This is a genomic window from Enterococcus sp. LJL120, from assembly GCF_054871765.1.
Genome location: NZ_JBTXLV010000003.1, coordinates 277,884 through 302,917, shown reverse-complemented (window position 1 = coordinate 302,917; position 25,034 = coordinate 277,884). Strand labels below are relative to the sequence as shown.

The window sequence follows — 25,034 nt, the reverse complement described above, 5'->3', positions numbered from 1 at the left end:
ACCTATATTTATTTTTCTAGTTGAAACCCTTTTTATCTTACCATATTTCTTTTTAGGATGATATGCAGCGGCGAGAATTGCTGGTTTTTTAAAGAATAAGCCTGTTACAACCGCTAGTTGATTGTTGATTTTAAAAGAAAATAGTAAGCTGAATTTGTAGGAGGGGATTTTATGGAGCTTAGTCAACTATTAAAAAATTATCGCAAACAAAATTGTCTGACCCAGCAACAGGTCGCCACAAAACTTTTTGTCACAACGCAAGCTGTTTCGAAATGGGAGTTGGGGCAATCTGTCCCGAATGTGGATAATTTATTGGCGCTATCGGATTTATACAATATCTCAATAGATGAGCTAGTCCAAGGCAGCCCTTTTTTTAAAAAGCCGTATCGCATCGGTAAACACTATCAAAGACAAAATAGCCTGCTGCTAATTGGTTATTGTCTGCTCTTTGCGCTTATTGTCAGTCAGATGGCTGGCAATTTCTTGATGAATTTTTTGATTGCTGTCGTAGAACTCTTGCTTCTGATGCTACCAACAGCTTTCACTGACTATTGGGTTATTGAACAAAGTGGCATTTCGATGGCTACCTATTCAAAAAAGCCGTTAGAAAAAATCAAACAACTGCTTAAACAAAAACCTGAGATAAATTTCATTGGGTACCAAAATATCCAAGAAGTGAGTTTACTTTACCGGCGAAAAATCCGTACTTCACCCTTTGACTTTGGGCCAGATAGCTTCACGCTATCTTTGATTAGTGGCGATAAAAAATTTGCTTTAAATTTGGAGATGCCTGTGAAGGAATTCTTACCGCAATTTGCCGCTTTTTTAGAGCGGCAAAACATCCCAATAAACGATCAGCAGAAACTTATTTCTAGCATCGTTAGCGGCAAAAATTTATTTCAACAGTTTAATTCAAAATAAAAAACTGCCCATCACTGGACAGTTTTTTTACTCATCGAAAATTTAATTATGCTTTACCAGCAGAACCGAACCAGTCGATATGTTCTTCAGCATCTTTAACGATTGCTGCAACACCTGGTGCTAATAATTTACGAGGGTCAAAGCCTTTACCTTCTAAATCTTTGCCAGCTTCGATGTATTCACGAGTAGCTTTAGCAAATGATAATTGGAATTCAGTATTCACGTTAACTTTAGACACACCCATTGAAATTGCTTTTTGGATTTGTTCTTTAGGAATACCTGAACCACCATGTAATACTAGAGGTACATCATGACCAACTGCATCAGCAATTGCTTGTAAGTGGTCAAATGCTAAACCTTTCCAGTTTGCAGGGTAAACACCGTGGATATTACCGATACCACATGCTAAGTAGTCAATACCAGTTGCAACCATTTGTTTACATTCTTCAATATCAGCTAATTCACCAGCGCCGATGATACCATCTTCTTCACCGCCGATAGAACCAACTTCACATTCTACAGAAACGCCTTTAGCGTGAGCTTTTTCTACAACATCTTTTGCTAATTTCAAGTTTTCTTCGAATGGTAAATGAGAACCATCGAACATAACTGAAGTATAGCCAACTTCGATACATTCTAAAGCAGCTTCGTAGTCGCCATGATCTAAGTGAATCGCAACAGGAACAGTGATGTTCATTGATTCAACTAAATCAGTTACTAAGTCTTTAGCCAATTTGTAGCCGCCCATATATTTAGCAGCACCCATTGAAGTTTGGATTAAAACAGGTGTTTTCTTAGCTTCGGCAGCTTTCAAAATCGCTTGCGTCCATTCTAAGTTGTTGGTGTTAAATCCACCTACGGCATATCCACCTTTACGAGCAGCTTGTAAAAATTCAGCTCCTGATACTACTGGCATAATAATATTCCTCCTAGTTTTAAATAAACTTTGTTTTTTGTCGGACCTTGTCCAACCAACGTTTATATTCTATCAGACATTAAGGTACTTTTCTACTAAAAACACGTTTTATTGGAAATTTCACAAGGCCTTACATATTTTTCACAAAGATTTTCTCACCTGAAGGCTTTTCCTACTTGAAAAGCTCCTAAAACCTGTGTCAAAATAAAGAGGTAAAGTTTTTTCACAACCTTTAAACTATAGACATACCAAAACGATTGGTAAATAACTGAGGTGGCAAAATGGATTGGTTAACACAACTAAATTTAAGTTTAGCTTATTTGGAAGAAAATCTGACGGAAACAGTCTCGATTGATGAGGCAGCCAAGATTGCCCGCTGCTCGACTTATCATTATCAGCGGATGTTTTCTTATATGGCGGATGTTTCTTTAGGAGAATATCTGCGGCGGCGCAAAATGAGTCTTGCCGGTGTCGATTTGCAGCACGGCGCCAAAGTAATCGATGTTGCATTGAAATACGGCTACGATTCCCCGACTGCTTTTAATCGGGCCTTCAAAAGTATTCACGGCATCACCCCGCAGGCCGCCAAACAAAACGGCGCCGTTTTAGTGAGTTATCCCCAATTAAATTTTGCCATCCAAATCAGAGGAGTCGAGAAAATGGAATATCAAATCATCGAAAAATCAAGTTTTACCGTCACCGGGCCAAGTTTGACCTTGGACAAAGACATGGAGAAAAGTCAGCGACTCATTCCTGAATTTTGGAATGAAACTAGTCAAGCAGGCGCATTGGAAAAACTTTTCCCTTTGATGGGCCAAGATGTGCCGGGAGTTTTAGGTGTTAGTTACATGACTGAAATGAATGCAGAAAAATGGGAGTATGTCATTGGAGTTGCCACTGATCAAAAAGTAGCTGATTATAAATCCTTTGAAATCCCAGCAGCTACATGGGCCGTCTTTGCTGGGACGGGTACGATGCCGACTTCCATTCAAGAACTGCAAAAAAGAATTTACACCGAATGGCTGCCAACTTCAGGCTATGAGTATGCCAATCTGCCAGACATTGAGGTCTATTTAAATTCAGACCCTCAGAATGCCGAATTCCAAGTTTGGTTTCCGGTTAAACCAAAGAGCAACTAATTCTGGGACAACCTTTAAAAAAGTTAGTTTAATTTTTATTCTATTCTATCTTACCTGCGGGGATTTAGTTTTTAGCTAAATCCCCGCTGGTTTTCTTCTGAAAATTTTTTATCGCTGGCAGACTTCTAAATAACTTTTTCTATTATTACCCCTCAGAAATACTGTCATTCATTTCTAAATCATTTTTATTTGGTTCAGATTTTGAAATAATTTTGACGATGTAGGGACCCCTAAAATGTTTCGTTTTTTGTCTGAGCTTTTGGGGCAATACACGAGTCTCAGAAGTTCTTTTGGCAGTTTTTTATTTTTGATTTCCGTTACTTCTTATTTTTATTTTAGATAAGAAAACCAAACGGCTAGCTAGTGAACCAAATAAAATGCCCTTCAACCATATTTCAGTTGAGGGGCATTTTGTTTTGCTAGTTAACTAACTAAATTTTTGGAAAATTTCAATTAAATCTGCTGGTTTTTCAGCTAACCACTTTGCCCCAGCTCCACTTAATTCTTTCTGGTCGCCAAAGCCATAAAGAACACCGACTGCAGACATATTATTTTCGTTTGCTCCCAAAATATCATGGGAGCGATCGCCTACCATGATAACTTCTTTAGGATTTGTTTGGCCTAATTCAGCTAAGCCATAGCGGATAACATCGGCCTTTGCGACCCGCTGACTTTCTAAGTCTGCCCCAAAAATTCCAGAGAAATATTTGGGCAAGCCAGTTGTCTGAATAATTTGCTTGGCAAAAATTTCAGGCTTGGAGGTGGCAACCGATAGCAGATAATTTTCTGTCAATTGCGCTAAGACTTCGGGAATTCCCTGATAAACAAATAATTCCTCCATTCCCTGATCAGTATAATATTCCCGATAGGCCTGAACCATTTCCTGACCTTGTGCTTCAGTCAGCTGATAGTTTTCCATAAAAGACGCTAGCAGAGGTGGGCCAACATAGCCCCGCAATTCAGTCAGGCTTGGCTCAGGATAATCAAATTTCTTTATGGCATAACGCACCGAATTGAAAATTCCTTCGCTTGAATCTGTTAAGGTACCGTCTAAGTCAAAAAAAATCCGTTTAATCGTCATTGCTCCAGCTCCCTAATTTTCCAAATAGATTGTTGCCTTTATTATTTGCTATCAAAAAAAATTTGTCAAAGGCTATTTGTTTGTCAAAAAGAACAAAAACCTTTATACTTACTTTTAGTAAGAAAAAGGTCTGGTTGAGGAAACTCAAAGTGGGCACCTTAAAACAACTCAGGAGGAATTTTAAAATGGATACACAAATTAGAGGATTACACCATGTAACAGCAATGACTAGCAGTGCCGAAAAAATTTATCGCTTCTTTACTGATATTTTAGGGCTGCGGATGATTAAAAAAACGGTCAACCAAGATGATATTGCAACTTATCATTTGTATTTTACCGATGACGCTGGTTCTGCCGGCACTGATATGACGTTTTTTGACTTTCCAAATATTCCCAAAGGCACGAAAGGTACGAATACAATTTCTCGGACTTCCTTTAGGGTGCCTAGCGATGCCTCTTTAGATTATTGGCTCAACCGTTTCACTGAAAAAAATGTCGAACACGGTGAAGTTAAAGAACGCTTTGGGAAAAAATATTTTGAATTTGAAGACTTTGATAACCAGCGCTACCAATTAATTTCTGATGAAAAAAATGTCGGTGTAGCTGGCGGAACTCCTTGGAAAAATTCGAATGTGCTAACAGAACATTCAATCATTGGCTTAGGACCAGCTTTCGTCACTGTCCAAAATCTTAAACACATGCGTCTAGTTTTAGAAGATGTTTTAGGTTTTAAAGCAACCGGCCAAGACGGTGACTTTTATCAATTTGAAATCGGCGAAGGCGGCAATGGTGCTACCATTATTGTAGAACATCGGGAAGACTTGCCATTAGCCGGCGAAGGCTTTGGTACTGTTCACCACTTGGCTTTGCGGGTAGCCGATGTTGAAGCTCTACAATTTTGGATTCAAAAAATCAATGAATTGGAATTTCCAAACTCAGGTTTTGTTGAACGCTTCTATTTTGAATCAGAATACTTTATGGCTACGCCTGGTGTCTTGTTTGAATTGGCAACCGACGGCCCTGGCTTCCTAGAAGATGAAACTTACGAACACGCCGGTGAAATTCTTTCATTGCCGCCATTTTTAGAGCCAAAACGTCAAGAAATTGAAGATTACGTGCGTCCTTTTGATACTTCAGATGCCAACCAAAAACGTGCCTAATTAAACTAGAATTGCTAAAATAGGGTTGCCGCAACCATTTCCGTGGTTTTCGGCGACCCTCTTGCTTTACTGAAAAAAATATTTTTCATAGTGCAAATAATTGCGGCATTTTTTAAATAAGGAAGCTTTGGATTCTTTAAAAGAACTAGTAGTGATTGAAGCAATTAATAGGAATAATTTAAACAAATTTTGATTTCATAGCTAGGAGGAGCAACAGAATGATTCATTTTAAAGCGGCAGATTTAACCACCAAACAGATTTACAAATTCCTAACGGGCAGTATTATTCCCCGGCCGATTGCTTGGTTGACCACCCACAATAAAAAAAATGGCGTTGTAAATGCGGCCCCCTTTAGTTATTTCAACGTCGTGGCTAAAGAAGTCGCTTTAGTCAGCGTATCAATCAATCGGAAAAACGGGCAGCTGAAAGATAGCGCCCGTAACTTATTGGATAATGGGCAAACGGTAATTCATTTAGTCAATGATGTCGTCTTAGAAAATATGAATCAAACAGCAGCCAGCCTTGAAAGCGAGCAAAGTGAGTTGGATAATTTAGAACTTGAATTAACTGACAGCAGAGCCGTTCAAGTTCCGGCGATTGCTGACGCCCAAATTCGCATGGAAGCCGTCGTCCATCAATATCTCCCAATCAAAGATCACGAGGGTGAAATCATCAGTGATTTATTTATCTTAGAAATTTTAGAATTCCACTTTGCTGAGGCTGTCTTTGACGAAAAAAATCAATATATCTTACCGGAAGCTTTTCAGCCGGTTTCCCGTCTTGCCGGGAATTTCTACGGCCACTTAAGCGACATTGTAGAAATAGAGCGACCACAATAAATTTTTTTATTTTTTGAAAATCCCTTTAGACCTCTAGCACGATCGCCAGAGAATTCAGCTCGCTATGCTAAGATACTTATATAGTATAAAAATTTCTTTTTCAGCCGATGACAAAGTTTGGCAAATCTGACGACCGCAGATTTCATTTTATACTCCTACCCTTTTTTGATAGTAAAAAGAAAAGACCAAAGTCTGCGCAGACTTTGGTCTTTTCACGTATATATTAGACACTCGGAACTTTTTTCAAGTCAGGCGTTTCATTTTTCGCTAAAGCCTTGGCTTTTGTAAAGACAGGAATATCGATTTGTTTACTGAGAAGATTAGCCACAAAGTAGGCAATGTTGTAATCCACTAGGCTATGAACAAAACCTCCGACTCCCAACAAAACAAATACCGTGTAGAAAAAGCCTTGCGTGTAATAAACCTCTGGCATATTGCCTCCAAAGAAAAAGACACTGACAACCACCATTTCCACCGCCGCATGAATAATGCCTAAAATCACGTTATAGCTTTGAAATTTCCAATTAAATAAAGTAAAGCGACCATTTGCCATTAAAATACCGGGATTTTTTTGCAGGTAAAGTGACCCGATAATCGCAAAAACTAAGTGGGACAACGCTCTTAACGCCACAACTAATGGCAGTGAGACAAAGAAACCAAAAGCAGTTCCTAAAGCTACAGCTACAGCCACAGCTGGTGAAATAAACATCGCAATAAATAATGGCACATGACTAGCTAACGTAAAAGATGCCGGTCCGATAACAATCTTTGGCATAACCATTGGAATAATAATGCCCATCGCAATCAAGAGAGCCGCAATGGTTAACTGACGTACAGAATTTTTGGTTTTCACACTTTTTCCTCCTTCTGCTGTTGCAGAAATAATCAATTTAAAAACTAAAAGGTGTCATGACAGATTCGAATTGTCTTAAGTGTATAGATTTTCTGATTATGTGTCAAGACACCTGGTTGTTTTTTCTGAAATTTATTTTGAAAATAATTTCATGACAAAAAAACCAATCTCTATGCTACACACTTTAGAGATTGGTTCCTTGGAAATTTTTTATTTATCTGTTGGTTTTAATGCTTCCATCGCATTACTTAAATCTGCAAATTCTGATAAAGAAAGAGTCTCGCCACGGCGTTGCGGATCAATAGCCGCTTCCGCTAAACTTTTTGCCAACCATTCTTTTGTGGCTGGCTCTTTGCCAAAGGTCTGTTGCAAATTATTCCATAAGGTTTTGCGACGGGACTGAAAGGCTGCCTTGGTCAATTTGAAAAATTCTTTTTCATTGCTGACAGTCACTGCCGGCTGCTCACGTCGGACTAACTTTAAAATCGCAGAGTCCACATTGGGCTGTGGCATGAAAACTGTTTTAGGGACAATAAAAGCTAAGCTAGCTTCCATGTAATATTGGACAGCAATACTCAAGGAGCCATAAGCTTTTGTCCCCGGCTGAGCGGAAATCCGATCTGCCACTTCCTTTTGCATCATCACGACCATTTCGCTGACTTTAATCTCAGATTCCAAAAAGTGCATCATAATCGGCGTTGTGATGTAGTACGGCAGATTGGCTACGACTTTAAGCGGTAGTACCTCTTTAAATAATTTACCCTTCTCCGGTAAATTAGTCTTCAAAATATCTTCGTTAATCACGGTCACATTCGGGTATGGCGCTAGAGTATCCGCCAAAACTGGAATTAGCCGCTCATCAATTTCAAAGGCTAACACCTCTTTAGCTGAACGAGCCAATTGCTCCGTTAAGGCGCCGATGCCCGGACCGACTTCAATGACGTTCGTTGCTTGATTAATGTCGGCTGTCTCGACAATTTTTCGTAAAATATTCGGCTCGGTTAAAAAATTTTGTCCCAGACTTTTCTTAAAGGAAAAGCCGTGTTCTTCAAGAATTTCACGGGTTCTTGAAGGTGTCGCAATATCTCGTTGACTCAAATTAATTCCTCCACTTGTTTCATCGCAGCCGCCAATTCCTTGGGGGTGATGCGAAACATTCGTAACCTTTTTTCTAGTTGTTTACCATTCGTATAACCAATTCGCAAAATTTCTCCGAGACGTTCCCGTCGTTCCTTGGCTTTATCGCCGGCTATCAGACCAAACTCCAGCAAATCATTTTTAGAAATTATCGGATAGTTCAGCTGTTCTGCCTCTTCAGCCGCAGTCAAAGGCGTACTTACACTTTTCAACGCTTCTAAAATGGCATTGTCACTGGCGTGTTCCACGCCCAAGCTCTTGTATGCGCCCTTCATCGGTGCTGCATCCCGCCTTGCCAAAAAGGCGTGCTTAGCATCTGGTACCACTTCCATAATTTTCTTGCGAATTTTTTCACCGGAAAAATCTGGATCTGTAAAAACAATTACCCCCCGGGTTTCTTGGGCGTGTTCAATTTGTTCTAAAATAGCATCATTAATCGCCGAGCCGATGGTTTCAATCGTATCGGCCACCACGACTTCCTGTAGTCTTCTCGTATCGTCTTTGCCCTCTACAACAATAATTTCTTCAATAATCGGTTTAGTCATCGGCGATACCAAAAAGCTTGTGGGCATTCTGCCGAGTCATTTGGGCTACTTCGTCAAAAGAAATTTCCCGTAGGTCAGCAATTTTTTCCACCGTGTAACGAGTATAACCTGGTTCATTGCGCTTGCCGCGATAAGGGACCGGCGCCAAATATGGGGCATCCGTTTCAACTAACAGTTTATCTAGCGGCACAATTTTAGCAGCCTCCTGCACTTCTAAAGCCTTCTTAAAGGTCACGACACCACTAAAGGAGATATGCATTCCCAAATCAAGAAATTTTTTCGCCCATTCGCCATCACCACTGAAGCTATGCATAATTCCACCGATTGCTTGAACGCCTTCATCTTGCAACACACGATAAGTATCTTCAATCGCATCCCGCATATGAATGCTGATCGGCAACCCAAATTCTTTAGCAATCGCAATTTGCCGGCGAAAAACTTTCTCTTGAACCTCTTTTGGATCTTCCATCCAATAATAATCCAAACCAATTTCACCGAGGGCAACCACCTTTGGCAAAGTCAATTTTTCCAGCAAATCTTTTTCAATACTTTCTGAATAGCTGCCTGCCTCTGTTGGATGCCAGCCGATAATGCTATAAATATCTGGGTATTCAGCACTCAGCGCCAGCGATTTTGCAATCGTTGGCGTATCAAAACCAACCACCGCCATTTCAGTCACGCCAAGCTCCTTAGCCCGAGCGATTGTTTCTGGAATGTCTTCGTTAAATTGTTCTGCGTTTAAATGTGTATGTGAATCAAAAATCACTGTAAATCCCTCCATGGAACACCTTACGACAAGGCTCCGTTAATCCTTATCCACTTTAGCACATTTTGCTAAAAAGCTAAACCTAAAACGCCAGTGATTAGGAAAAGTTAGCAATCAAAAAGGTTGTGCTGCTTTTAATGCATCACAACCTTGATTAAAATTATTTTTTATAAACGGATTGCCCATTTAAATAAGTTTCCTGCAATTCTACTGCGGGGGTAATGACGATAAAATCAGCCTCATGGCCTTTTTGAATACTACCACATTAATTTTCAATCCCTACGCTGACAGCTGGCACATAAGAAGCCATGCGAATGGCTTCTTCAACCGAAGTCAGGTCCCACTTGATGACATTTTTTACACCTTGGAATAATTCGAGGATACTGCCAGCTAAACTGTCGCCATCTTTCAAACGAGCAGCCCCATCTTTCACGGTAACTGGAAATTCTCCTAAAATATATTCTCCTTCAGGCATGCCTCCTGCCCGCATACAATCGGTGATTAAAGCAATTTTATCTGGTGATTTGCTGTTAATAAGGGCTTTGGCAGCTGCTGGATGCACATGATGCCCATCACAAATTAATTCTGCCACAGTCTCTTGAGTTGTCATCGCTGTCCCAACCATCGCCGGTTCCCGATGATTCAAACCGCTCATCCCATTGTAAGTGTGGACAAAAATATCTGCGCCGGCATAGACTGCTGCCCGTGCCTGTTCATAACTGGCATCACTGTGGCCTAAAGCGACATGCACGCCTTCTTTAGTAACAGCTTCGATAAATTCAGTTGTGCCCTTCCGCTCTGGGGCTAAGGCAATTTTTTTAATTAAGCCCTTCGCCAAATCTTGCCATTCATGGAAAACTTCTAGATTGGGGTCACTAAAGTATCCGGGATTTTGTGCTCCCTTATGCTTTTCGGTAAAGAAGGGGCCTTCAAAGAAAATACCTCGGATTTTTGCACCGTTAACTTCTTGATAATGCTCACCAATTGTGCGACTAACATTTTTCAATGTCTCACGGTCAGAAGTCAAAGTTGTCGGTAAAAATGATGTTACCCCGCAGCTTAACAGACCTTCAGACATAATTTTTATTCCTTCAAAATCATTGTCCATGACATCATGGCCTTTAAAGCCATGAATATGAGTATCAACTAGACCAGGAGCAATCCAATTAGCTCCATAATCCCGTACCTCCCAGTCTCCTTTCGGTAGCTCAGGAAAATAAGTACCAAAACAGCCATCAACAATCTCCAAATAACCGCCAGTCACCATTCCGCCTCTTAAAAAGAATCGTTCGGCTTGAATCAGGTAATGCATATTCTCATCTTCTTTCTCTAAATTAAACCATTTCTTACTTTCTGAAACTGTATTTATAGTGAAATAAATCCCCACGAGCAACACTTAACGTATATTCAATCACTTCGTTTTCATCACTGTAGGTCGTGCGCACTAAATTTAGGACTGGAGAACCCATTGAAATATTCAATAACTCAGCATCTTCTTTATTAGCAACACTGGCATAGAACTCTTCGTCAGCGAAACGAATCACTTCATGAAACTCCTCAAAAAAAATATCATACAAAGGTTTGGCCTCAATCATTGCTAAAGTCAGCTGAGCAAATTTTTTTTGTGGTAGAAATGATAATTCCAGCATCATTGGTTCACCATCACCACAACGCAAGCGTTTAAGTCTAATTACCTCTTCATCTTGTTTCACCCGCAAGGCATTTGCTAAAAAGTGGGTTGCAGGAACAATACTGAATTCCAGCACAATAGTTTGCGCCTTCTTTCCTGCAAGCTCCATCTGCTCAGTGAAGCTGTAGTTCTTGGATAAGTCAGTCATCTTTTGATTTCTGTCAGAGACAAAACTGCCCTTGCCTTTTTTTCGATAAATATAACCTAGGCGCTCCAACTCTTTTAGTGCTAAACGAACCGTCGTACGACTAACATGGAAGTCTACAGTTAAATCATACTCAGAAGGCAATTGATCTCCGGGATTTAATTCTGTTGCAATTGTCATTTTAAGTTTTGCAACCAATTGAGAATAAAGTGGTTGCTTAGTCGGAATCGTCATTTGTCATCACTCTTCCTCAATGTTCAAAATAAAAAGAGACTGAGTCATAAGTTAAAACAGAGGGAAATGCTCGAACGAAAGTTTTCACAGTAGCTAAAAATTTTTTCGCAATCTAAACTGCTTAAATTCTAGGAGCACTTTAAAAATAGTTCGATTATTTTTCTGTCAAAAGCTTATGTCACAGTCTCATTAGACAAGGTTACGGCCAGATACTAGGCCAAAGCCCCAGACCTGAACCCAGTAGACCTAAAACTAAGATTAAGGCAATACATTTTAATGGCGTCCAATTCCGTTTTGCCATTAGTAGATACAGTAAGAGGGTAATTGCTAATGGAATAATTTTCGGCAAGATACCATCTAAAATACTTTGTAAGTCAATTGTTACTGGGACAACATCTGCTTGATTAAATGTAACCTCATAATCACCAGAAGCCAATTCTGAAACGCCAAGCGCTTTTTCACCATCTGCAGCATCTTGTACTTCATCCGTCAGATTCCCATTGTCATCTGTTTTATAGATGTATTCATCATAGCGATGCTCTTCTCCAGCAGGAACCACTGTCGTCACAGAATGAATCTGACTCGTTTCGCCATTAGGAATTTTTACATCAATCGTCGTGCCACCAAACGTTACCGTCAAGGCACCAACAACGAAAATCCCCAAAATACTGGCAGCCCGTGTAAATTCTTTAGCATTTTCTGTCAGCATTGAAATCGCATCGGTTCCTAAACGATAGGACCAGTGCATTAAGAAGTAACGAATCGCAAATTGAGCGATGTTAAAAATCAAAAGGAAAATAAATGGTGCAGCGATACTGCCGTTAATCGCCATGTTCGAGGTAATCCCAGCAGTGATAGGTACTAAAGTAAACCAAAACAGTGCATCACCAATCCCACCTAATGGTCCCATTGCAGCAACCCGCACGGCCCGAATAGTTGGAATATCTACTTTATTTTGTTCCAGTGACAAAACAATCCCCATTACAAAAGTAACTAAGAATGGATGAGTATTAAAAAATTCCAAGTTGTGACTCATAGAAGCTGCCAAGTCATCTTTATTTTTGTGAATTTTCTTCAGACCTGGTAAAATTCCATACAGCCAGCCCCCAGACTGCATTCTTTCATAGTTAAAAGAAGCCTGCAGGAAAAGAGACCGCCATACCATTTTATTCAGAGTCTTTTTATCCAGTTGTTCGCCTGGCGTTAAGTCTTGATAATTATCTGGAATATTATATGCCATCTTCGTCACCTCCATAGGAATTAGCAGAAGCTGTTTGTTTGAATTTGGTTTGAATTTGGAAATCCCAGAAAGCTAAAGCAAAGCCGATTAACGCAAGGATAATTAAAGCAGAACCTTGTAGTGAAGAAGCCGCAGTTACAACTAGCGCTAAGGCAAAGCCCAAGAAGTAAAAGCCCCACATATCCCGAGAAATCATTACTTTAATTAAGATAGCAAAACCGACAAAGCGCATCATGCCTCCTGCAGCTGATAAGCCATTCATCAACCAAGCTGGAATTGCATTCACAACTGTTTCACCAAAGGTTGCGCCACCAATGAAGAATAACGTAACAACCAAACCAAAAACGGCGCCTAATAAAATCATGGCTAAGTAATTAATCCGATTGATTCCTTTGTCGTTTGCTTCATGGGCATAATTATCAGCAACAGTCATTAGCGGTGACATTAATGTAAAGATTAAAGTCACGCCATACTGACCTAATAGTGAAAATGGAATTGCTGTTGCCACTGCAGCAGTTGGTTCCAATTTTAAGGTAATCGCTAAGATAGCTGCCATAATCCCACCGATAACGGCATTAGGCGGTTGAGCTCCTCCGACTGGCATATTCCCAATAGTCATTAACTGATAGGTCCCGCCAACGATTAAACCAGTTTGTAAATCTCCTAAAATAAGTCCAATAACCATACCTGTCACAATTGGCTGGTACAGTGATTCCAAAAAGCTGAACTGATCAATCGCAGCGATGAAGGTAACAATAAATACTAAAAGAATCTGTACAATGTTGTAATCCATCTTTACTCCTCCCTAAATTTTAATGAATTAACTAAATAACTTGTTTGTGTCCTCAATCGGTGTCGATGGAACACGACGTATTTCTAATTCCACACCATCTGCCTGCAGCTTTTTAAAGGCTGCTACATCTGCATCATCCACCGCAACAGTCGTTGCAACTTGCCGTTTACCTTCAGCCATATGCATGTTCCCAATATTCAGCTTTTTAATTGGCACTCCCCCTTCAACTAATTTCAAAACATCTTCAGGATTTTCGACAATAATGAAGATTTTTTGTTTTGGTGATGCTTTGTGGATAATATCTATGGTTTTTTGAATCGTGAAATACCGCGTTTGAACGCCATTTGGTGCCGCCATATCCATCAGGCCCTGCCGCAACTTATCAACGGCCACCTTATCATTAGCAACTAAGATTAAATTGGCACCTAAAGTCCCATTCCACTGTGTTGCGACTTGTCCATGGATTAGCCGATTATCAATTCTTGTTAATAAAATATTTGGTTCAGACATAATTACTTCCCCCTACTTCCTTATAATTTTGATTGTTCCTAAAATTTTTCCACAATGATTAATAAAATAAAAAAATGATTTCAGTTTAGCAATTACTCAATTATTTCCGAAATTGCATAGCGGGAAACTTCCATGATTTCTCCCGATTTTATTTGAATATCCACCGTTTCACTATCATTAATTGCTTTGATTTTCCCATAAATTCCATTTGAAAATTTTACTTTATTGCCTACTGCCAATTTTTGATGCAACTCTTTAAAATGATTGCGCTGCGTCTTCATACCTCTAGAGCTCGCAATAAAATAAAGCAATGCAAAAACAAGCAGGAAAGCAATCATCACAATTGAAGAACCCAGAATATAATTCCACATCACTAAATTCCTTCTTCCTCTGCTTCGTCTTCTCGAATCTGTAACTGGGCATGAACCATACCTGCTTTACCAGTTTCTAATAAATTCGTCAGCAATCCTAAAAGGTTCTTTTCAAAGCTGCGCATGCCCACCCCTTCGATTAGCATTGGCAAATTCGTTCCTGCTACAACTTCGACTTTTTCCTGATCTGCTGCCGCTAACATAGCCGCTCTAAATGGACTACCTCCCAACAAATCACTAAAAATAATTACACCTTCTGTTTCATCTAAAAGAGATAATGTTTCCGCTTTCATTTTTTCTTCAAAAGCATCAATATTTTCCCCTTCCAGAAAAGGAATGGTCCGAAACGCTGTCTGCTCTCCAGCAATCATTTCAATAGCGCCAACTAATCCAGGTGCAAAAGAGCCATGACCTGTCACAATAAAGCCAATCATTAATCTCGCCTCCTTCTTAACTTATCGTAATAATTCTAACATGTTACTACCAGTTGCACAATAAGTTTTTCTTCGTTTCGTCAAAATTAAGTCAATAAACGATTTTAAAGATATATAAAACAAACTATTTCAATTGAAAATCTCAAAAATGATGAATTTTTCCATTTTTTACTAAACGTATTGAAATTTTGAATATATAGAAAACTTGTACTATAAGAAAATGTCTCTTGTACGATAAACCTTAAAGCTAAGGTCCCAAGTGTTTTTGATTTTTGTGAGTAATTTTATTAGAGACCATGACAGAGAATCTTTAAACACAACTAAGCGAAGTTAAGTTTAAGTTTTTAGTAAAACTAATGAAATAATGATTCGTGTTCCTTTCCCCAAAAAAAGCTCTAACTTTTCAAGTCATTACGCCATTCTATTGGTATTTAGTTCTTAGATTCACATTCTAAGCGCAACACAAAAATGATTCATAATCGAGATCCTTATAAAACATTTTCGTCGAGAACAATTTTTAGGAGAAATCAGTTAGGAATTACTATACTCATCTTGCTATAGTTACAGGGGAAATAATATTTAACTTAAAGCCCCATTTCAAAAATCTTTCACCGAAGAAAAACGGCTCTTTGTCAACTAGTGTTGGTGAAGTAAAACCAGTAGAATAATGCAAGCGGCTAGGCAGCTTTGTTGCCTAGCCGCTTGTTTGTCGACGGCTGCAGCTTTTTGAAATAGTTTCCTCTGTATAAAAAGATGCGCTCTCTGAAATTGTAGAAGTTTCTGAAGCCATAGGCAATCCGTTTTAGGACCTTGATGTGGTTGTTCAAGCATTCTAATGGCCCATTGGAATAAGGAACCCGCAGCGCCCGCTTGATTTCCTTCTTGTATTTCCGAAATGTTGTTATCACCGTTCGATAATAATCTGGTAGCTCAGAATAGTCCTCGTTAAGTAAGTCAATAAAGCAAGGGGCATTGCGTCTTTTCATAGCGGAAAGAAATCGCTGATAGATGTCATAGCCTTGCGCTAATCCTGGGTCGTAAGAAAGCAAACGATCCACAATCTCAGTTTCTGTCAAGTAAGCTTTGAAAGAAGGCCGCCAATGCCGCATTTCGTAGTCCAAGTCCCACGCATTTTTTTGAAGAAGTTTCCAATACCGCTTCAAGTGTTTGTACATATAGTGGCTCTTTTTGAAGGTCTTCATCACTTAGATACGATGTTGAGTAAACGCACGACCAATATGTTGGCTGATATGAAACCGGTCTGCGACCATCTGTGCGTTAGGAAAGAGTTCTTTCACGAGTGTTCGATAGGGACTATAAAAATCTGTCACCACTAGGCGAACAGCTGCCCTTGCTTCTATTGGATACCGCCAAAAATACTGTCTCAAGTTAGATAGCTGCCGGTTATCAACAATATCAAGGAGTTGATGCGTCTTGCCGTCCATCATGACAAAACTCATAGCACCTGCCACATGTTTGACGGATTTGAATTCATCAACGCATAGCACCTCAGGGAGCGTAGCTGTTGCGCAGACTTTTTTCGTTTCAAAACTGCGTAAGGCCCGAGTAACGGTGGTGGGTGAGACGTGTTTTAATCGTGCGATAAGGGCCATCGACAGTGGCTCTGTCAGTAAATCGAGAATGGCGAGTGTCACTCGACGTGCAATAAAACAGTGGCGGTCACTGACTGTATCTTCAGCTAGAAACGTTCGGTGACAGGCTTTACATTTAAATCGTTGTTTGTTTATCCGAAGAATTGTCTTATAATTACTGACATCATTTAAAAGGATAGCGACCTTTTTCCAGCCCCATTTGATAATCGACTGATTATTTTCTTGGTGACAATGGAGGCAGTGCTCCGGCTTGTAGGTCAGTGTCCCTTCAAACACGTTACAAATTTCTCCCTCAATCAACTCCTGTGAAAAGCAAGAATCAGAAAATGTCAGGTTTAAGTCTAGAATATCAAGCAGTTCTTTGATAAAATTTGAATTGGACATCTTGAAGCACCCCTTTTGATTGGTTTTCGTCGACTTTATTCTAAAGGATTTCAAGGTGTCTTTCTGCTTTTTTCTAAAAAAATAAAAAAAGTGTTCGCGACAATTTCTTGTCACCAACACTAGATATTATAGAGCCAGAAAAACAAACAGTTAGACAGCAGAGTTGCCTAACCGTTTGCCTGATTCTATTGAGTTCACACCACCAATACTAGTTGACAAAGAACCTAAATGGCTGAAGTCAATTGATAATATGAATCTATAACATTCTTACTTATTAACAATATATATATTATTATCTTTTGCATATATTTGTCTGTATATATTAGACACTACCAATTCATCAGCACTAAAAGTTTGTGATGCTATATCAAAATAATCCAAATTTTTATTTATACCTGTATAGGTTTGAAAGAGTAATTGATTAGGCCAATATAGCGATTCTGAACTAGGGACTAGATTCCATAAAATAGGATAATTTGCTGCCGTATTTTCTACTATTGGTGAATTATTAAATAATTTATTAATATAAACTGAATTTGTATCCTCATTCAACACCTCTTTCAAATCTTCAGCAAGTGTTGCAGTTTGCATTTTAAAAGATTCATCTTGATAATATAATGATGATGAATAGACGAAAGAGAAAGTAATTATATAATAACATAATAGAGCTATAATGAGATTCGCGAATTTTTTAAGCATTCTATTTTCAGTATTATTCAAAGTTAAAATGACCAATATTGTGATAAATATTGCAAACCCATAGCTATATCTAGGCTCACCGGCAGCTAAATCTGCAGTAAATACTAAATATACACCGAAGCTTCCAATTGAAGATAGCACTAAGAATATTGAAGTGAATGCTAAAATTCTGATTTTAGTAATTTTATTACTCAATACATTACTGATGAAAAAAATAATAATTACTAATGCTACTAATATAATCCAACTTTTTGGACTTCTTTCAATAATTTTATAAAAATATAGAAGGCAATTCTTAATAAAAGTAGCTATAATATCTTGAGGTTCAGCTATCTCTGTATTACCATATCTATCTGCTAAATTTGGATTAAACATTGTTTCAAACATATACATTATCAATGCAATTAAATAAGATACCATTCCAAGTACAATTCTTAATAAATTTTTTTTTAACTTTTCACCAACAATAAGACTATTAAAAGTTAAAGCTAAAATCATCAAAATGTATATTCCAGAAGAAGATTGATAGGTGTTAAATACCATAAAAATTGAAATTATTGATGAAATAAAAAATGTGAAAGGTTTTTTGTTAAAAAAGAGAAACGGCAAAATAGAAAAAAGAATGCTTAAAGCCATATAAGGTGAATCAAATCTAAAACTTAAACATTGTAGGAACCATGGATTTAATCCAAGCATCGTAGACGCTATAGCTGTCATCATTGTTAATTTTTTTGTTAAAGTATAGACTAATATAATACTAGCAATAGTTAATATTACACCTGTCAAAAAGTGTGTAGTGAGTCCCATATCTGTTAAGTGGCTACTTCCTTGCACAACTCGTGATATGTACTCAGAACCCCATCTAGAATATGCACTCGCAAAACCAGCGATTCCTGAAATCATCCTTCCGATATCGTCGATATAAGGGTAGTTTAGAATACCTATAGAAAGAATAGATATTTGATATATTACAAAAATGATAAATATAGAAAACCTATTTTCATAAATCCAATTTTTCAAAACATTTTTCTTTTCATCCCAAGAAGATAGTTCTAGCCTCATTTTTTTCATTATAAACACTACTCCTATAATTTTTGTTTACTTATTATCAATCAATATATTGTTTTAAGCCAATACGTTGGCCACATTTTATCAAGGGGAGCCACGCTCTTCAATTTTTCGGAATAGCGAACAAAAATTTGCTTAAAACGTTATATCTCAACAGTCAAAGAAAAGTAATAGACTAGTAAAAAATTAGCCCAAAATAAAATAAACGTTAAAAACATTTAGCAAGTAAATATTCCTAAATTATCCACATATTATTTAAGAAAACTTCCCCAAAATGACTGATACCTCGCTAATAGCCTAACTATACTTTATAGCAACTGATGTAACTAAACCAATAAGTCATATCTTGGACATAACTCGCTAACTTAACCCTATTAAGGATTAATGATATAGAAAGTAATAATATTGTTAGTCAAAATTACTTCTTAAAATCACCTAGATTTTGTAAATCAATTACCATATTTATCTCCGACTAAAAATTATCTAATATGGAAAATTATCTTAAAACTTTATTATTTAAGCCACAATCGATCCATTTGGCATGCCTTTAGGTGCTTGAATGACCGTTAGATTGCCTTGGTCATCTTCAGCGGATAAAATCATTCCTTGGCTAATTTGGCCCCGCATTTTGCGTGGTTTAAGGTTAGCGACGATGACGACTTTTTTGCCGATTAAATCAGTTGGATCGTCATAGAATTCGGCGATACCGGAAAGAATTTGGCGATGTTGGGAGTCGCCGGCGTCTAAACGGAACTGTAGAAGTTTGTCGGCGCCTTTCACTCGTTGGCAGTCGATGACTTCGGCAACTTTCAGCTCAATTTTGTCAAAGTCTTCGTATTTAATCTCAGACTTGCTTAAGTTTAGCTCGGTTTCTTCGGGATCCCATTTCATTTCTTCAGCGGGAACGCTCGCCCCTTCGGCCATTTTGTTTTGGATGTATTCGACCTCTGCCTCGACTTCTAAACGTGGGAAGATTGGTGTCCCTTTGCTGACCACCTTAGTGTCGGCAGGAAATTCTCCAAAATGTAGGCCTTGTAAATTCATATTGCTTTCATCAAGACCTAATTGCTCGAAAATTTGTTTTGGTGCTTCCGTCATAATCGGTTGCAATAAAATTGCCACAATTCGCAAACTTTCAGCTAAGTGAACCATGACAGAATCAAGTTCTGCTCGTTTTTCTTCATCTTTGGCTAAAATCCACGGCTCAGTTTCATCAATATATTTATTGGCACGGGAAATCAAGCTCCAAATTTCAGCTAAAGCTGTATTGAATTCCATTTTTTCCATCGCGGAATGATAATTCCCAATCACTTTGGCAGCAGTGGTCGACAACTCGCTGTCAAAAGGCGTTACTAATGAGGCATATTTAGGCACAATGCCCTCGCAGTATTTATTAATCATGGCAATCGTTCGATTTAACAAATTACCTAAATCGTTGGCTAAATCAAAATTAACCCGTGAGACAAAATCTTCTGGTGTGAAGACACCGTCACTGCCAAATGGTACAGCCCGCAATAAATAATAACGCAACGCATCTAAGCCATATCGCTCCACCAACATTTCTGGATAAACGACATTGCCCTTTGATTTCGACATTTTACCGTCTTTCATCAAGAGCCAACCGTGACCGTAGATTTTCTTTGGCAACGGCAAATCTAAAGCCATTAACATAATCGGCCAATAAATCGTGTGGAAACGGACAATTTCTTTACCGACCATGTGGACATCAGCTGGCCAATATTTTTTAAACAGACTATCGTCATCTGAACCATAGCCTAAAGCCGTAATATAATTGGATAGCGCATCAATCCACACATAGACAACGTGTTTTGGATCACTCTTCACCGGAATGCCCCAAGTGTGGGTTGTCCGCGAAACTGCTAAATCTTCTAAACCTGGGCGGATAAAATTATTCAGCATTTCATTTTTCCGTGACTCTGGTTGGATGAAATCAGGATGTGCGTCATAGTATTCAACTAAACGATCCGCATACTTACTCATTCTAAAGAAATAAGATTCTTCCTTGACTAATTCAACTTCATGTCCGCTAGGCGCTTTTCCGCCAATCACTTTATTATCGGCATCCCGATAGACTTCAGCTAACTGGGTTTCAGTGAAAAATTCTTCATCGGAAACAGAGTACCAGCCTTCGTATTCTCCTAAATAAATATCACCATTTTTTAATAGGCGGTCAAAAATCATTTGAACGGCTTCCTTGTGATAGCCATCCGTAGTGCGGATAAATTTGTCATAGGAAATGTCCAAAACATTCCATAATTTTTTAATATCTGTTGCCATTTTGTCAACATATTCTTGGGGATGAACACCTAATTCAGCAGATTTTTTTTCAATTTTTTGACCGTGCTCATCAACACCGGTTAAATAAAAGACATCAAAGCCCATCAAACGTTTATAACGAGCAACTGCATCACAGGCAATTGTTGTATAAGAATTACCAATATGCAGTTTTCCACTTGGGTAATAGATTGGCGTGGTGATATAAAAAGTTCCTTTTTCAGCCATCTAAACGTAGCCTCCTCTTTCAGCTTTAAGCAAAATGTTTCCCAAACAGTATAACATAAATCATAATGAATTTTTAAAAAAAGCTGTTTGCTGGAAAAAATACTAGTCCTCTCTAATTCGTTTATTCTCCTACCATCTTTTCTGGTCGAACCCAAGCGTCATAATCGGTTGCACTTACATAGCCTAAAGCTCGTGCAGCCTCTTTGAGAGTTGTACCTTCAGCAAATGCTTTCTTGGTAATTTCAGCCCCTTTGTCATACCCGATATGAGAATTTAAAGCCGTGACAAGCATTAATGATTGTTCTAATAATTCCGTCATTTTTGCTTGGTTGACTTTTAGCCCAATTAGGCAGTGATCAACAAAAGAATTCAGAGCATCTGTTAATAACTCAACACTTTCTAAAAAATTATAGATAATCACTGGCATGAAGACATTCAATTCAAAATTTCCCTGAGAAGCCGCAATCCCGATGGCAGTATCATTGCCCATCACTTGAACACAGACCATCGTCAAAGCCTCAGCTTGGGTGGGATTAATCTTCCCAGGCATAATCGAGCTGCCGGGTTCATTGGCCGGAATCGAAATCTCACCTAAGCCGCTGCGGGGGCCGCTAGCCAGCCAGCGAATATCATTAGCCATTTTCATTCCATTGGCGGCTAACGCTTTTAAAGCGCCGCTGGCAAAGACGAAGGCATCTTTACTAGCTAGTGCGTGAAATTTATTGGGATTGCTGACAAAATTTTGCTGAGTTGCTTGATTTAAACTATCAATGAAAGCCGCAGTATACTCAGTCGTTGCATTGAGGCCAGTTCCGACAGCTGTGCCGCCGATTGCTAGCTGGCGTAATTCACTTAGACTTTGTTCCAGCATTTTTTTATTGTGTTCTAAGCCAGCCCGCCAGCCACTGACCTCTTGGGCAAAAGTAATTGGTGTTGCATCCTGCAGGTGGGTGCGACCAATTTTAATCACCTTCTGATTTTCTTTTTCAATTTGTTTTAACTGCGCCACCGTTTTTTCAATTGCTGGTAATAATTTTTGAGTTATTTCCGTGACTGCTGCAATGTGCATGGCTGTTGGGAAAACGTCGTTTGAGCTTTGCGACATATTGACATCATCATTGGGATGAATGGTCAGCTCTGGTGTAGAAGCTAGGTGAGCTAAAACTTCATTGACGTTCATGTTTGTCTGAGTGCCGCTACCAGTTTGCCAAACCACTAAAGGAAACTGTCTAAAATCAGGCTTGTCCAGCATCTGTTGCGCTGCCTGTTGTAAAGCTTGATTTTTTTCATCAGATAATTTCCCGGTTGAAAAATTGGCTTGAGCGGCTACTTTTTTGACTAGCAGGAGACTTAATAAGAGCCCTTGCGGCATTTTTTGTCCGCCAATTTTAAAATTATTTAAACTGCGCTGGGTTTGCGCCCCCCACATGGCGGCTTTTGGTACTTCAACTGAACCTAAAGAATCTTTTTCAATTCGATACTCCGTCACAACTTTTCCTCCTTATAATGAAAAACTAAATCGTTGTCCTTATCATACGCTAAGAAAAACCAAGAATAAATAGCGAAAGGCTGCAGCAATTGATTTTTTTCTGCTATAATAAAATGAATTTTTAGAAAGTTGGTTATCTAAATGAAAAAAATGGCAACATGGACAGCCCTCCTCACCATCGTCTTTTCTTTGGCAAATTTTATTCTAGCTCTACGCTATTTGCCTCTCTATGCTTATTTCAACACAAATAATCAATTAGGCGGCTTTTTAATCGCCGTCCAAATTTTCAGAGTCTTGATTTATATCTTAACAATTATTGGCGGCTACTGGGCCCTGCGCCAACAAAAAACGCGGGCCATGCTCTTTTATGTCGCTTTCTTTTTATTTAATCTACTCTTGCCCTTTTTATTTTCGATTAACTAAAAGACGAGAGGGCCAGTGAATGTTTAAAGGGACAAAAATCCAAGCAATTTTGGATTTTTGTCCCTTTTTTTTAAATAAAATCAGCTATCAGAAACCTCTTCCCCAATAATCCGTACTTCGGTCTCCAAGTTGACAGCAAATTTTTCTTTAATCACTGCTTGGATGTGGGCAATTAATTCTACATAGTCTGTAGCTGTGGCATTATCGATATTTACGATAAAGCCGGCATGTTTTTCAGAAATTTGAGCGCCACCCCATTTTAGCCCTTGTAAGCCGGCGTCTTGAATTAATTTGCCGGTAAAATGTCCTGGTGGTCTTTTAAAAACAGAACCACAGGAAGGATATTCCAAAGGCTGTTTTAATTGCCGTAATTCGGTTAATTCATCCATGCGTTGTTTAATTACCGCAAAATCGCCTTTTTCTAAGGCAAAACGAGTGGTTAAAATAATGCCGTCTGTTTCTTGCATCACGCTATGACGATAAGTAAACTGCATCTCTGCAGCAGTCAACGTCTTTAAGCTGCCGTCTGCCAATAAAATATCGACTGAATCAAAACAGTCTTTAATTTCACCATCGTAGGCTCCCGCATTCATAAATACAGCGCCACCGATGCTGCCGGGAATTCCGCAGGCAAATTCCATGCCAGTCAGGGAATGTTCTAATGCTGCATAAGTGGTGTCAATTAATTTTGCACCCGCTTCAGCGCTAATAATGTTACCTAACACGGTTATTTGTTTCATTTCAGACAGCATGATGACCAACCCACGAATGCCGCCATCACGAACAATTAAGTTACTGGCATTGCCTAGCACCAGCCACGGCAGCTGAGCATTTCGACAAAAAGCCATTAATTCTTCTACTTCAGAAGTATTTTTGGGGAAAGCTAGTAAATCAGCTGGCCCACCCGTTTTTGTAAACGTATAATTTTTTAAAGGTTCATTGGTCAATACTGTAATATGATTTAACTCTTTAGGTAAAATGATAGTTTCCACGATTTTATTCCTCTCTTTAAAAACATCCTTCTTATTTTAGCATGTTCCAAAAGAGTTTTCTAGCCAGTCTGAAAAGCCTTAAACTATAGTAAATGTCTTTGGTGCTGAGCGATAATTTCTCCGCAGATTTCATGGGTTAACAAAACTTTTTCTTGGCGCAAAAAGCGGTCATCACCTAAGTCAACTGCACTGATGAAGCTCGTCACCATTTGTTCAAAGCCCCGTTTAAATAAAGTCGTGTCCCAATTGCCAAAGGCTTTTTGACTCCGTTTTTCTCCTTCGATCATCGTCAAGTTGGTCAAATCATCTAGGATCAAGGTTTTTTCTGGGCCAGTCACCTGAAAAATTTCAGTATTGGCGCCACTGCGGTAATCCATCGTGACAAAAGCTGTACTCGTTGGGGTTGATAAGGTGGCTGTCACAAATTCTAATTGGCCGGCTTTCTCAACCACACGACTGTCAATCAACTGAATCGGTCCATCTAGCAGATAAACTGCCGTATCAATCACATGTGAAAACAAATCATAAATAGCAAAAGTAACTGTTCCTTGATTATTTTCACGATTTTTCTGTACTTGAATGATTCGTTTTTCCGGCAAATTTTTTAATTCATCTACCATTGGAGCAAAACGACGGTTAAAAGCGGTCATGAAAATCAGTTCTTTTTCTGCAGCCAATTCCTGCAGCTCTTTCACCTCGTGAACCCGCTCAGAAATTGGTTTATCCATAAAAACATGAACACCATTTGTCAAACAAGCTTTTGCCACTTCATAATGCACTTTAGTGGCCACATGAATAAAACACGCATCAATCTTCGCTGCCAGCAAATCATCAATCGTCGCAACCATTTCTGTAAAACCATATTGCTCTTGAATTTCTTGGCGGGTTTCTGGATTGCGGGTCGCAAAGATAAACTCCCCCAAATTTCTATTTTGACTGTAGGTCGGCAGATACGCTTTTTGAGCAATACCTCCTAGACCAATAACTCCAAATTTCATTTTATTGTCCTCCTGAATTTAGTTACTTTCATCTTACTATAAATTCCGCTAAAATAAAGAGAGAAAAGTTT

General features: G+C 38.8%; 22 protein-coding genes and 2 pseudogenes. 5 read left to right on the top strand and 19 right to left on the bottom strand.

The features are described from left to right. Positions 1-171: 171 nt before the first annotated feature. A complete protein-coding gene (locus ACYSNU_RS06710; protein ID WP_461736411.1) occupies positions 172-921 on the top strand; it encodes a helix-turn-helix domain-containing protein in 750 nt (249 codons plus the stop codon). A gap of 46 nt (positions 922-967) precedes the next feature. Here the strand turns inward: ACYSNU_RS06710 and ACYSNU_RS06705 are convergent, their stop codons facing one another. Next, on the bottom strand, positions 968-1,837 hold the full coding sequence (locus ACYSNU_RS06705; protein WP_265458459.1) for a class II fructose-bisphosphate aldolase: 870 nt from the start codon (positions 1,835-1,837) through the stop codon (positions 968-970). A 281-nt stretch (positions 1,838-2,118) separates the two neighbouring features. On the opposite strand from ACYSNU_RS06705, the gene ACYSNU_RS06700 reads away from it, so the two are divergent. After that, complete coding sequence (locus ACYSNU_RS06700; RefSeq protein WP_461736410.1) at positions 2,119-2,976, top strand: AraC family transcriptional regulator; 858 nt, start codon at positions 2,119-2,121, stop codon at positions 2,974-2,976. Positions 2,977-3,403: 427 nt separating this feature from the next. On the opposite strand, the gene ACYSNU_RS06695 is transcribed toward ACYSNU_RS06700, so the two are convergent. Beyond that, positions 3,404-4,057: an HAD hydrolase-like protein gene (locus tag ACYSNU_RS06695; RefSeq protein WP_461736409.1), complete on the bottom strand. Its 654-nt coding sequence runs from the start codon at positions 4,055-4,057 to the stop codon at positions 3,404-3,406. A gap of 185 nt (positions 4,058-4,242) precedes the next feature. Here ACYSNU_RS06695 and ACYSNU_RS06690 point away from each other — a divergent pair, with 185 nt between their 5' ends. Further along, positions 4,243-5,217: a ring-cleaving dioxygenase gene (locus tag ACYSNU_RS06690; protein WP_461736408.1), complete on the top strand. Its 975-nt coding sequence runs from the start codon at positions 4,243-4,245 to the stop codon at positions 5,215-5,217. 218 nt (positions 5,218-5,435) lie between these two features. Continuing rightward, positions 5,436-6,056 (top strand): flavin reductase family protein, encoded by a 621-nt coding sequence (locus ACYSNU_RS06685; RefSeq protein ID WP_461736407.1) that lies wholly within the window; start codon positions 5,436-5,438, stop codon positions 6,054-6,056. Between the two features lie 223 nt (positions 6,057-6,279). Here ACYSNU_RS06685 and ACYSNU_RS06680 read toward each other — a convergent pair whose 3' ends face one another. From ACYSNU_RS06680 to fumC, 15 genes and pseudogenes are all read right to left on the bottom strand, one after another. Beyond that, positions 6,280-6,855 carry a hypothetical protein gene (locus tag ACYSNU_RS06680; RefSeq protein WP_461736551.1) on the bottom strand — a complete coding sequence of 192 codons (576 nt, stop codon included), beginning with the start codon at positions 6,853-6,855 and terminating at the stop codon, positions 6,280-6,282. Between the two features lie 264 nt (positions 6,856-7,119). Then, positions 7,120-8,007 (bottom strand): 16S rRNA (adenine(1518)-N(6)/adenine(1519)-N(6))-dimethyltransferase RsmA, encoded by an 888-nt coding sequence (gene rsmA / locus ACYSNU_RS06675; protein ID WP_461736406.1) that lies wholly within the window; start codon positions 8,005-8,007, stop codon positions 7,120-7,122. After that, the gene (gene rnmV / locus ACYSNU_RS06670) at positions 8,004-8,591 is read right to left on the bottom strand and encodes a ribonuclease M5 (RefSeq protein WP_461736550.1); all 588 of its coding nucleotides are present in this window, start codon (positions 8,589-8,591) and stop codon (positions 8,004-8,006) included. Before rnmV ends, rsmA begins: the two co-directional genes overlap by 4 nt. Then, positions 8,584-9,357: a TatD family hydrolase gene (locus ACYSNU_RS06665; protein ID WP_461736405.1), complete on the bottom strand. Its 774-nt coding sequence runs from the start codon at positions 9,355-9,357 to the stop codon at positions 8,584-8,586. Before ACYSNU_RS06665 ends, rnmV begins: the two co-directional genes overlap by 8 nt. A gap of 160 nt (positions 9,358-9,517) precedes the next feature. After that, positions 9,518-10,669 (bottom strand): annotated as a pseudogene (nagA, locus tag ACYSNU_RS06660) (N-acetylglucosamine-6-phosphate deacetylase). A gap of 34 nt (positions 10,670-10,703) precedes the next feature. After that, the gene (locus ACYSNU_RS06655) at positions 10,704-11,426 is read right to left on the bottom strand and encodes a GntR family transcriptional regulator (protein ID WP_461736404.1); all 723 of its coding nucleotides are present in this window, start codon (positions 11,424-11,426) and stop codon (positions 10,704-10,706) included. A gap of 199 nt (positions 11,427-11,625) precedes the next feature. Then, positions 11,626-12,666: a PTS system mannose/fructose/sorbose family transporter subunit IID gene (locus ACYSNU_RS06650; RefSeq protein WP_461736403.1), complete on the bottom strand. Its 1,041-nt coding sequence runs from the start codon at positions 12,664-12,666 to the stop codon at positions 11,626-11,628. Further along, positions 12,656-13,459: a PTS mannose/fructose/sorbose/N-acetylgalactosamine transporter subunit IIC gene (locus tag ACYSNU_RS06645; RefSeq protein ID WP_461736402.1), complete on the bottom strand. Its 804-nt coding sequence runs from the start codon at positions 13,457-13,459 to the stop codon at positions 12,656-12,658. Before ACYSNU_RS06645 ends, ACYSNU_RS06650 begins: the two co-directional genes overlap by 11 nt. A gap of 27 nt (positions 13,460-13,486) precedes the next feature. Next, a complete protein-coding gene (gene agaB / locus ACYSNU_RS06640; RefSeq protein ID WP_265458436.1) occupies positions 13,487-13,969 on the bottom strand; it encodes a PTS galactosamine transporter subunit IIB in 483 nt (160 codons plus the stop codon). Positions 13,970-14,061: 92 nt separating this feature from the next. Then, a complete protein-coding gene (gene yajC, locus ACYSNU_RS06635) occupies positions 14,062-14,340 on the bottom strand; it encodes a preprotein translocase subunit YajC (RefSeq protein ID WP_461736401.1) in 279 nt (92 codons plus the stop codon). A 2-nt stretch (positions 14,341-14,342) separates the two neighbouring features. Beyond that, on the bottom strand, positions 14,343-14,774 hold the full coding sequence (locus tag ACYSNU_RS06630; RefSeq protein ID WP_461736400.1) for a PTS sugar transporter subunit IIA domain-containing protein: 432 nt from the start codon (positions 14,772-14,774) through the stop codon (positions 14,343-14,345). Positions 14,775-15,451: 677 nt separating this feature from the next. Further along, positions 15,452-16,771: pseudogene (locus tag ACYSNU_RS06625) on the bottom strand (ISL3 family transposase). 267 nt (positions 16,772-17,038) lie between these two features. Beyond that, entirely contained in the window at positions 17,039-18,541 is a 1,503-nt protein-coding gene (locus tag ACYSNU_RS06620; RefSeq protein WP_461736399.1) for a glucosyltransferase domain-containing protein, read from the bottom strand. Between the two features lie 513 nt (positions 18,542-19,054). Continuing rightward, positions 19,055-21,061: a methionine--tRNA ligase gene (gene metG / locus ACYSNU_RS06615; RefSeq protein WP_461736398.1), complete on the bottom strand. Its 2,007-nt coding sequence runs from the start codon at positions 21,059-21,061 to the stop codon at positions 19,055-19,057. Positions 21,062-21,182: 121 nt separating this feature from the next. Continuing rightward, complete coding sequence (gene fumC / locus ACYSNU_RS06610; RefSeq protein ID WP_461736397.1) at positions 21,183-22,550, bottom strand: class II fumarate hydratase; 1,368 nt, start codon at positions 22,548-22,550, stop codon at positions 21,183-21,185. A gap of 141 nt (positions 22,551-22,691) precedes the next feature. Between fumC and ACYSNU_RS06605 the strand changes: the two genes are divergently transcribed. After that, positions 22,692-22,973 (top strand): hypothetical protein, encoded by a 282-nt coding sequence (locus ACYSNU_RS06605; protein ID WP_265458425.1) that lies wholly within the window; start codon positions 22,692-22,694, stop codon positions 22,971-22,973. Positions 22,974-23,053: 80 nt separating this feature from the next. On the opposite strand, the gene murB is transcribed toward ACYSNU_RS06605, so the two are convergent. Then, complete coding sequence (murB, locus tag ACYSNU_RS06600; protein WP_461736396.1) at positions 23,054-23,965, bottom strand: UDP-N-acetylmuramate dehydrogenase; 912 nt, start codon at positions 23,963-23,965, stop codon at positions 23,054-23,056. Between the two features lie 83 nt (positions 23,966-24,048). After that, positions 24,049-24,963 (bottom strand): Gfo/Idh/MocA family protein, encoded by a 915-nt coding sequence (locus tag ACYSNU_RS06595; RefSeq protein ID WP_461736395.1) that lies wholly within the window; start codon positions 24,961-24,963, stop codon positions 24,049-24,051. Between the last annotated feature and the right edge of the window lie 71 nt (positions 24,964-25,034).

Excerpts from the sequence above, each read along its gene's own strand:
- ACYSNU_RS06710 (WP_461736411.1), top strand. The coding sequence starts at position 172 with ATGGAGCTTAGTCAACTATTAAAAAATTATCGCAAACAAAATTGTCTG.
- ACYSNU_RS06705 (WP_265458459.1), bottom strand. The coding sequence starts at position 1,837 with ATGCCAGTAGTATCAGGAGCTGAATTTTTACAAGCTGCTCGTAAAGGT.
- ACYSNU_RS06700 (WP_461736410.1), top strand. The coding sequence starts at position 2,119 with ATGGATTGGTTAACACAACTAAATTTAAGTTTAGCTTATTTGGAAGAA.
- ACYSNU_RS06695 (WP_461736409.1), bottom strand. The coding sequence starts at position 4,057 with ATGACGATTAAACGGATTTTTTTTGACTTAGACGGTACCTTAACAGAT.
- ACYSNU_RS06690 (WP_461736408.1), top strand. The coding sequence starts at position 4,243 with ATGGATACACAAATTAGAGGATTACACCATGTAACAGCAATGACTAGC.
- ACYSNU_RS06685 (WP_461736407.1), top strand. The coding sequence starts at position 5,436 with ATGATTCATTTTAAAGCGGCAGATTTAACCACCAAACAGATTTACAAA.
- ACYSNU_RS06680 (WP_461736551.1), bottom strand. The coding sequence starts at position 6,855 with ATGGGCATTATTATTCCAATGGTTATGCCAAAGATTGTTATCGGACCG.
- rnmV (WP_461736550.1), bottom strand. The coding sequence starts at position 8,591 with ATGACTAAACCGATTATTGAAGAAATTATTGTTGTAGAGGGCAAAGAC.
- ACYSNU_RS06655 (WP_461736404.1), bottom strand. The coding sequence starts at position 11,426 with ATGACGATTCCGACTAAGCAACCACTTTATTCTCAATTGGTTGCAAAA.
- ACYSNU_RS06650 (WP_461736403.1), bottom strand. The coding sequence starts at position 12,666 with ATGGCATATAATATTCCAGATAATTATCAAGACTTAACGCCAGGCGAA.
- ACYSNU_RS06645 (WP_461736402.1), bottom strand. The coding sequence starts at position 13,459 with ATGGATTACAACATTGTACAGATTCTTTTAGTATTTATTGTTACCTTC.
- agaB (WP_265458436.1), bottom strand. The coding sequence starts at position 13,969 with ATGTCTGAACCAAATATTTTATTAACAAGAATTGATAATCGGCTAATC.
- yajC (WP_461736401.1), bottom strand. The coding sequence starts at position 14,340 with ATGTGGAATTATATTCTGGGTTCTTCAATTGTGATGATTGCTTTCCTG.
- ACYSNU_RS06630 (WP_461736400.1), bottom strand. The coding sequence starts at position 14,774 with ATGATTGGCTTTATTGTGACAGGTCATGGCTCTTTTGCACCTGGATTA.
- ACYSNU_RS06620 (WP_461736399.1), bottom strand. The coding sequence starts at position 18,541 with ATGAAAAAAATGAGGCTAGAACTATCTTCTTGGGATGAAAAGAAAAAT.
- metG (WP_461736398.1), bottom strand. The coding sequence starts at position 21,061 with ATGGCTGAAAAAGGAACTTTTTATATCACCACGCCAATCTATTACCCA.
- ACYSNU_RS06605 (WP_265458425.1), top strand. The coding sequence starts at position 22,692 with ATGAAAAAAATGGCAACATGGACAGCCCTCCTCACCATCGTCTTTTCT.
- ACYSNU_RS06595 (WP_461736395.1), bottom strand. The coding sequence starts at position 24,963 with ATGAAATTTGGAGTTATTGGTCTAGGAGGTATTGCTCAAAAAGCGTAT.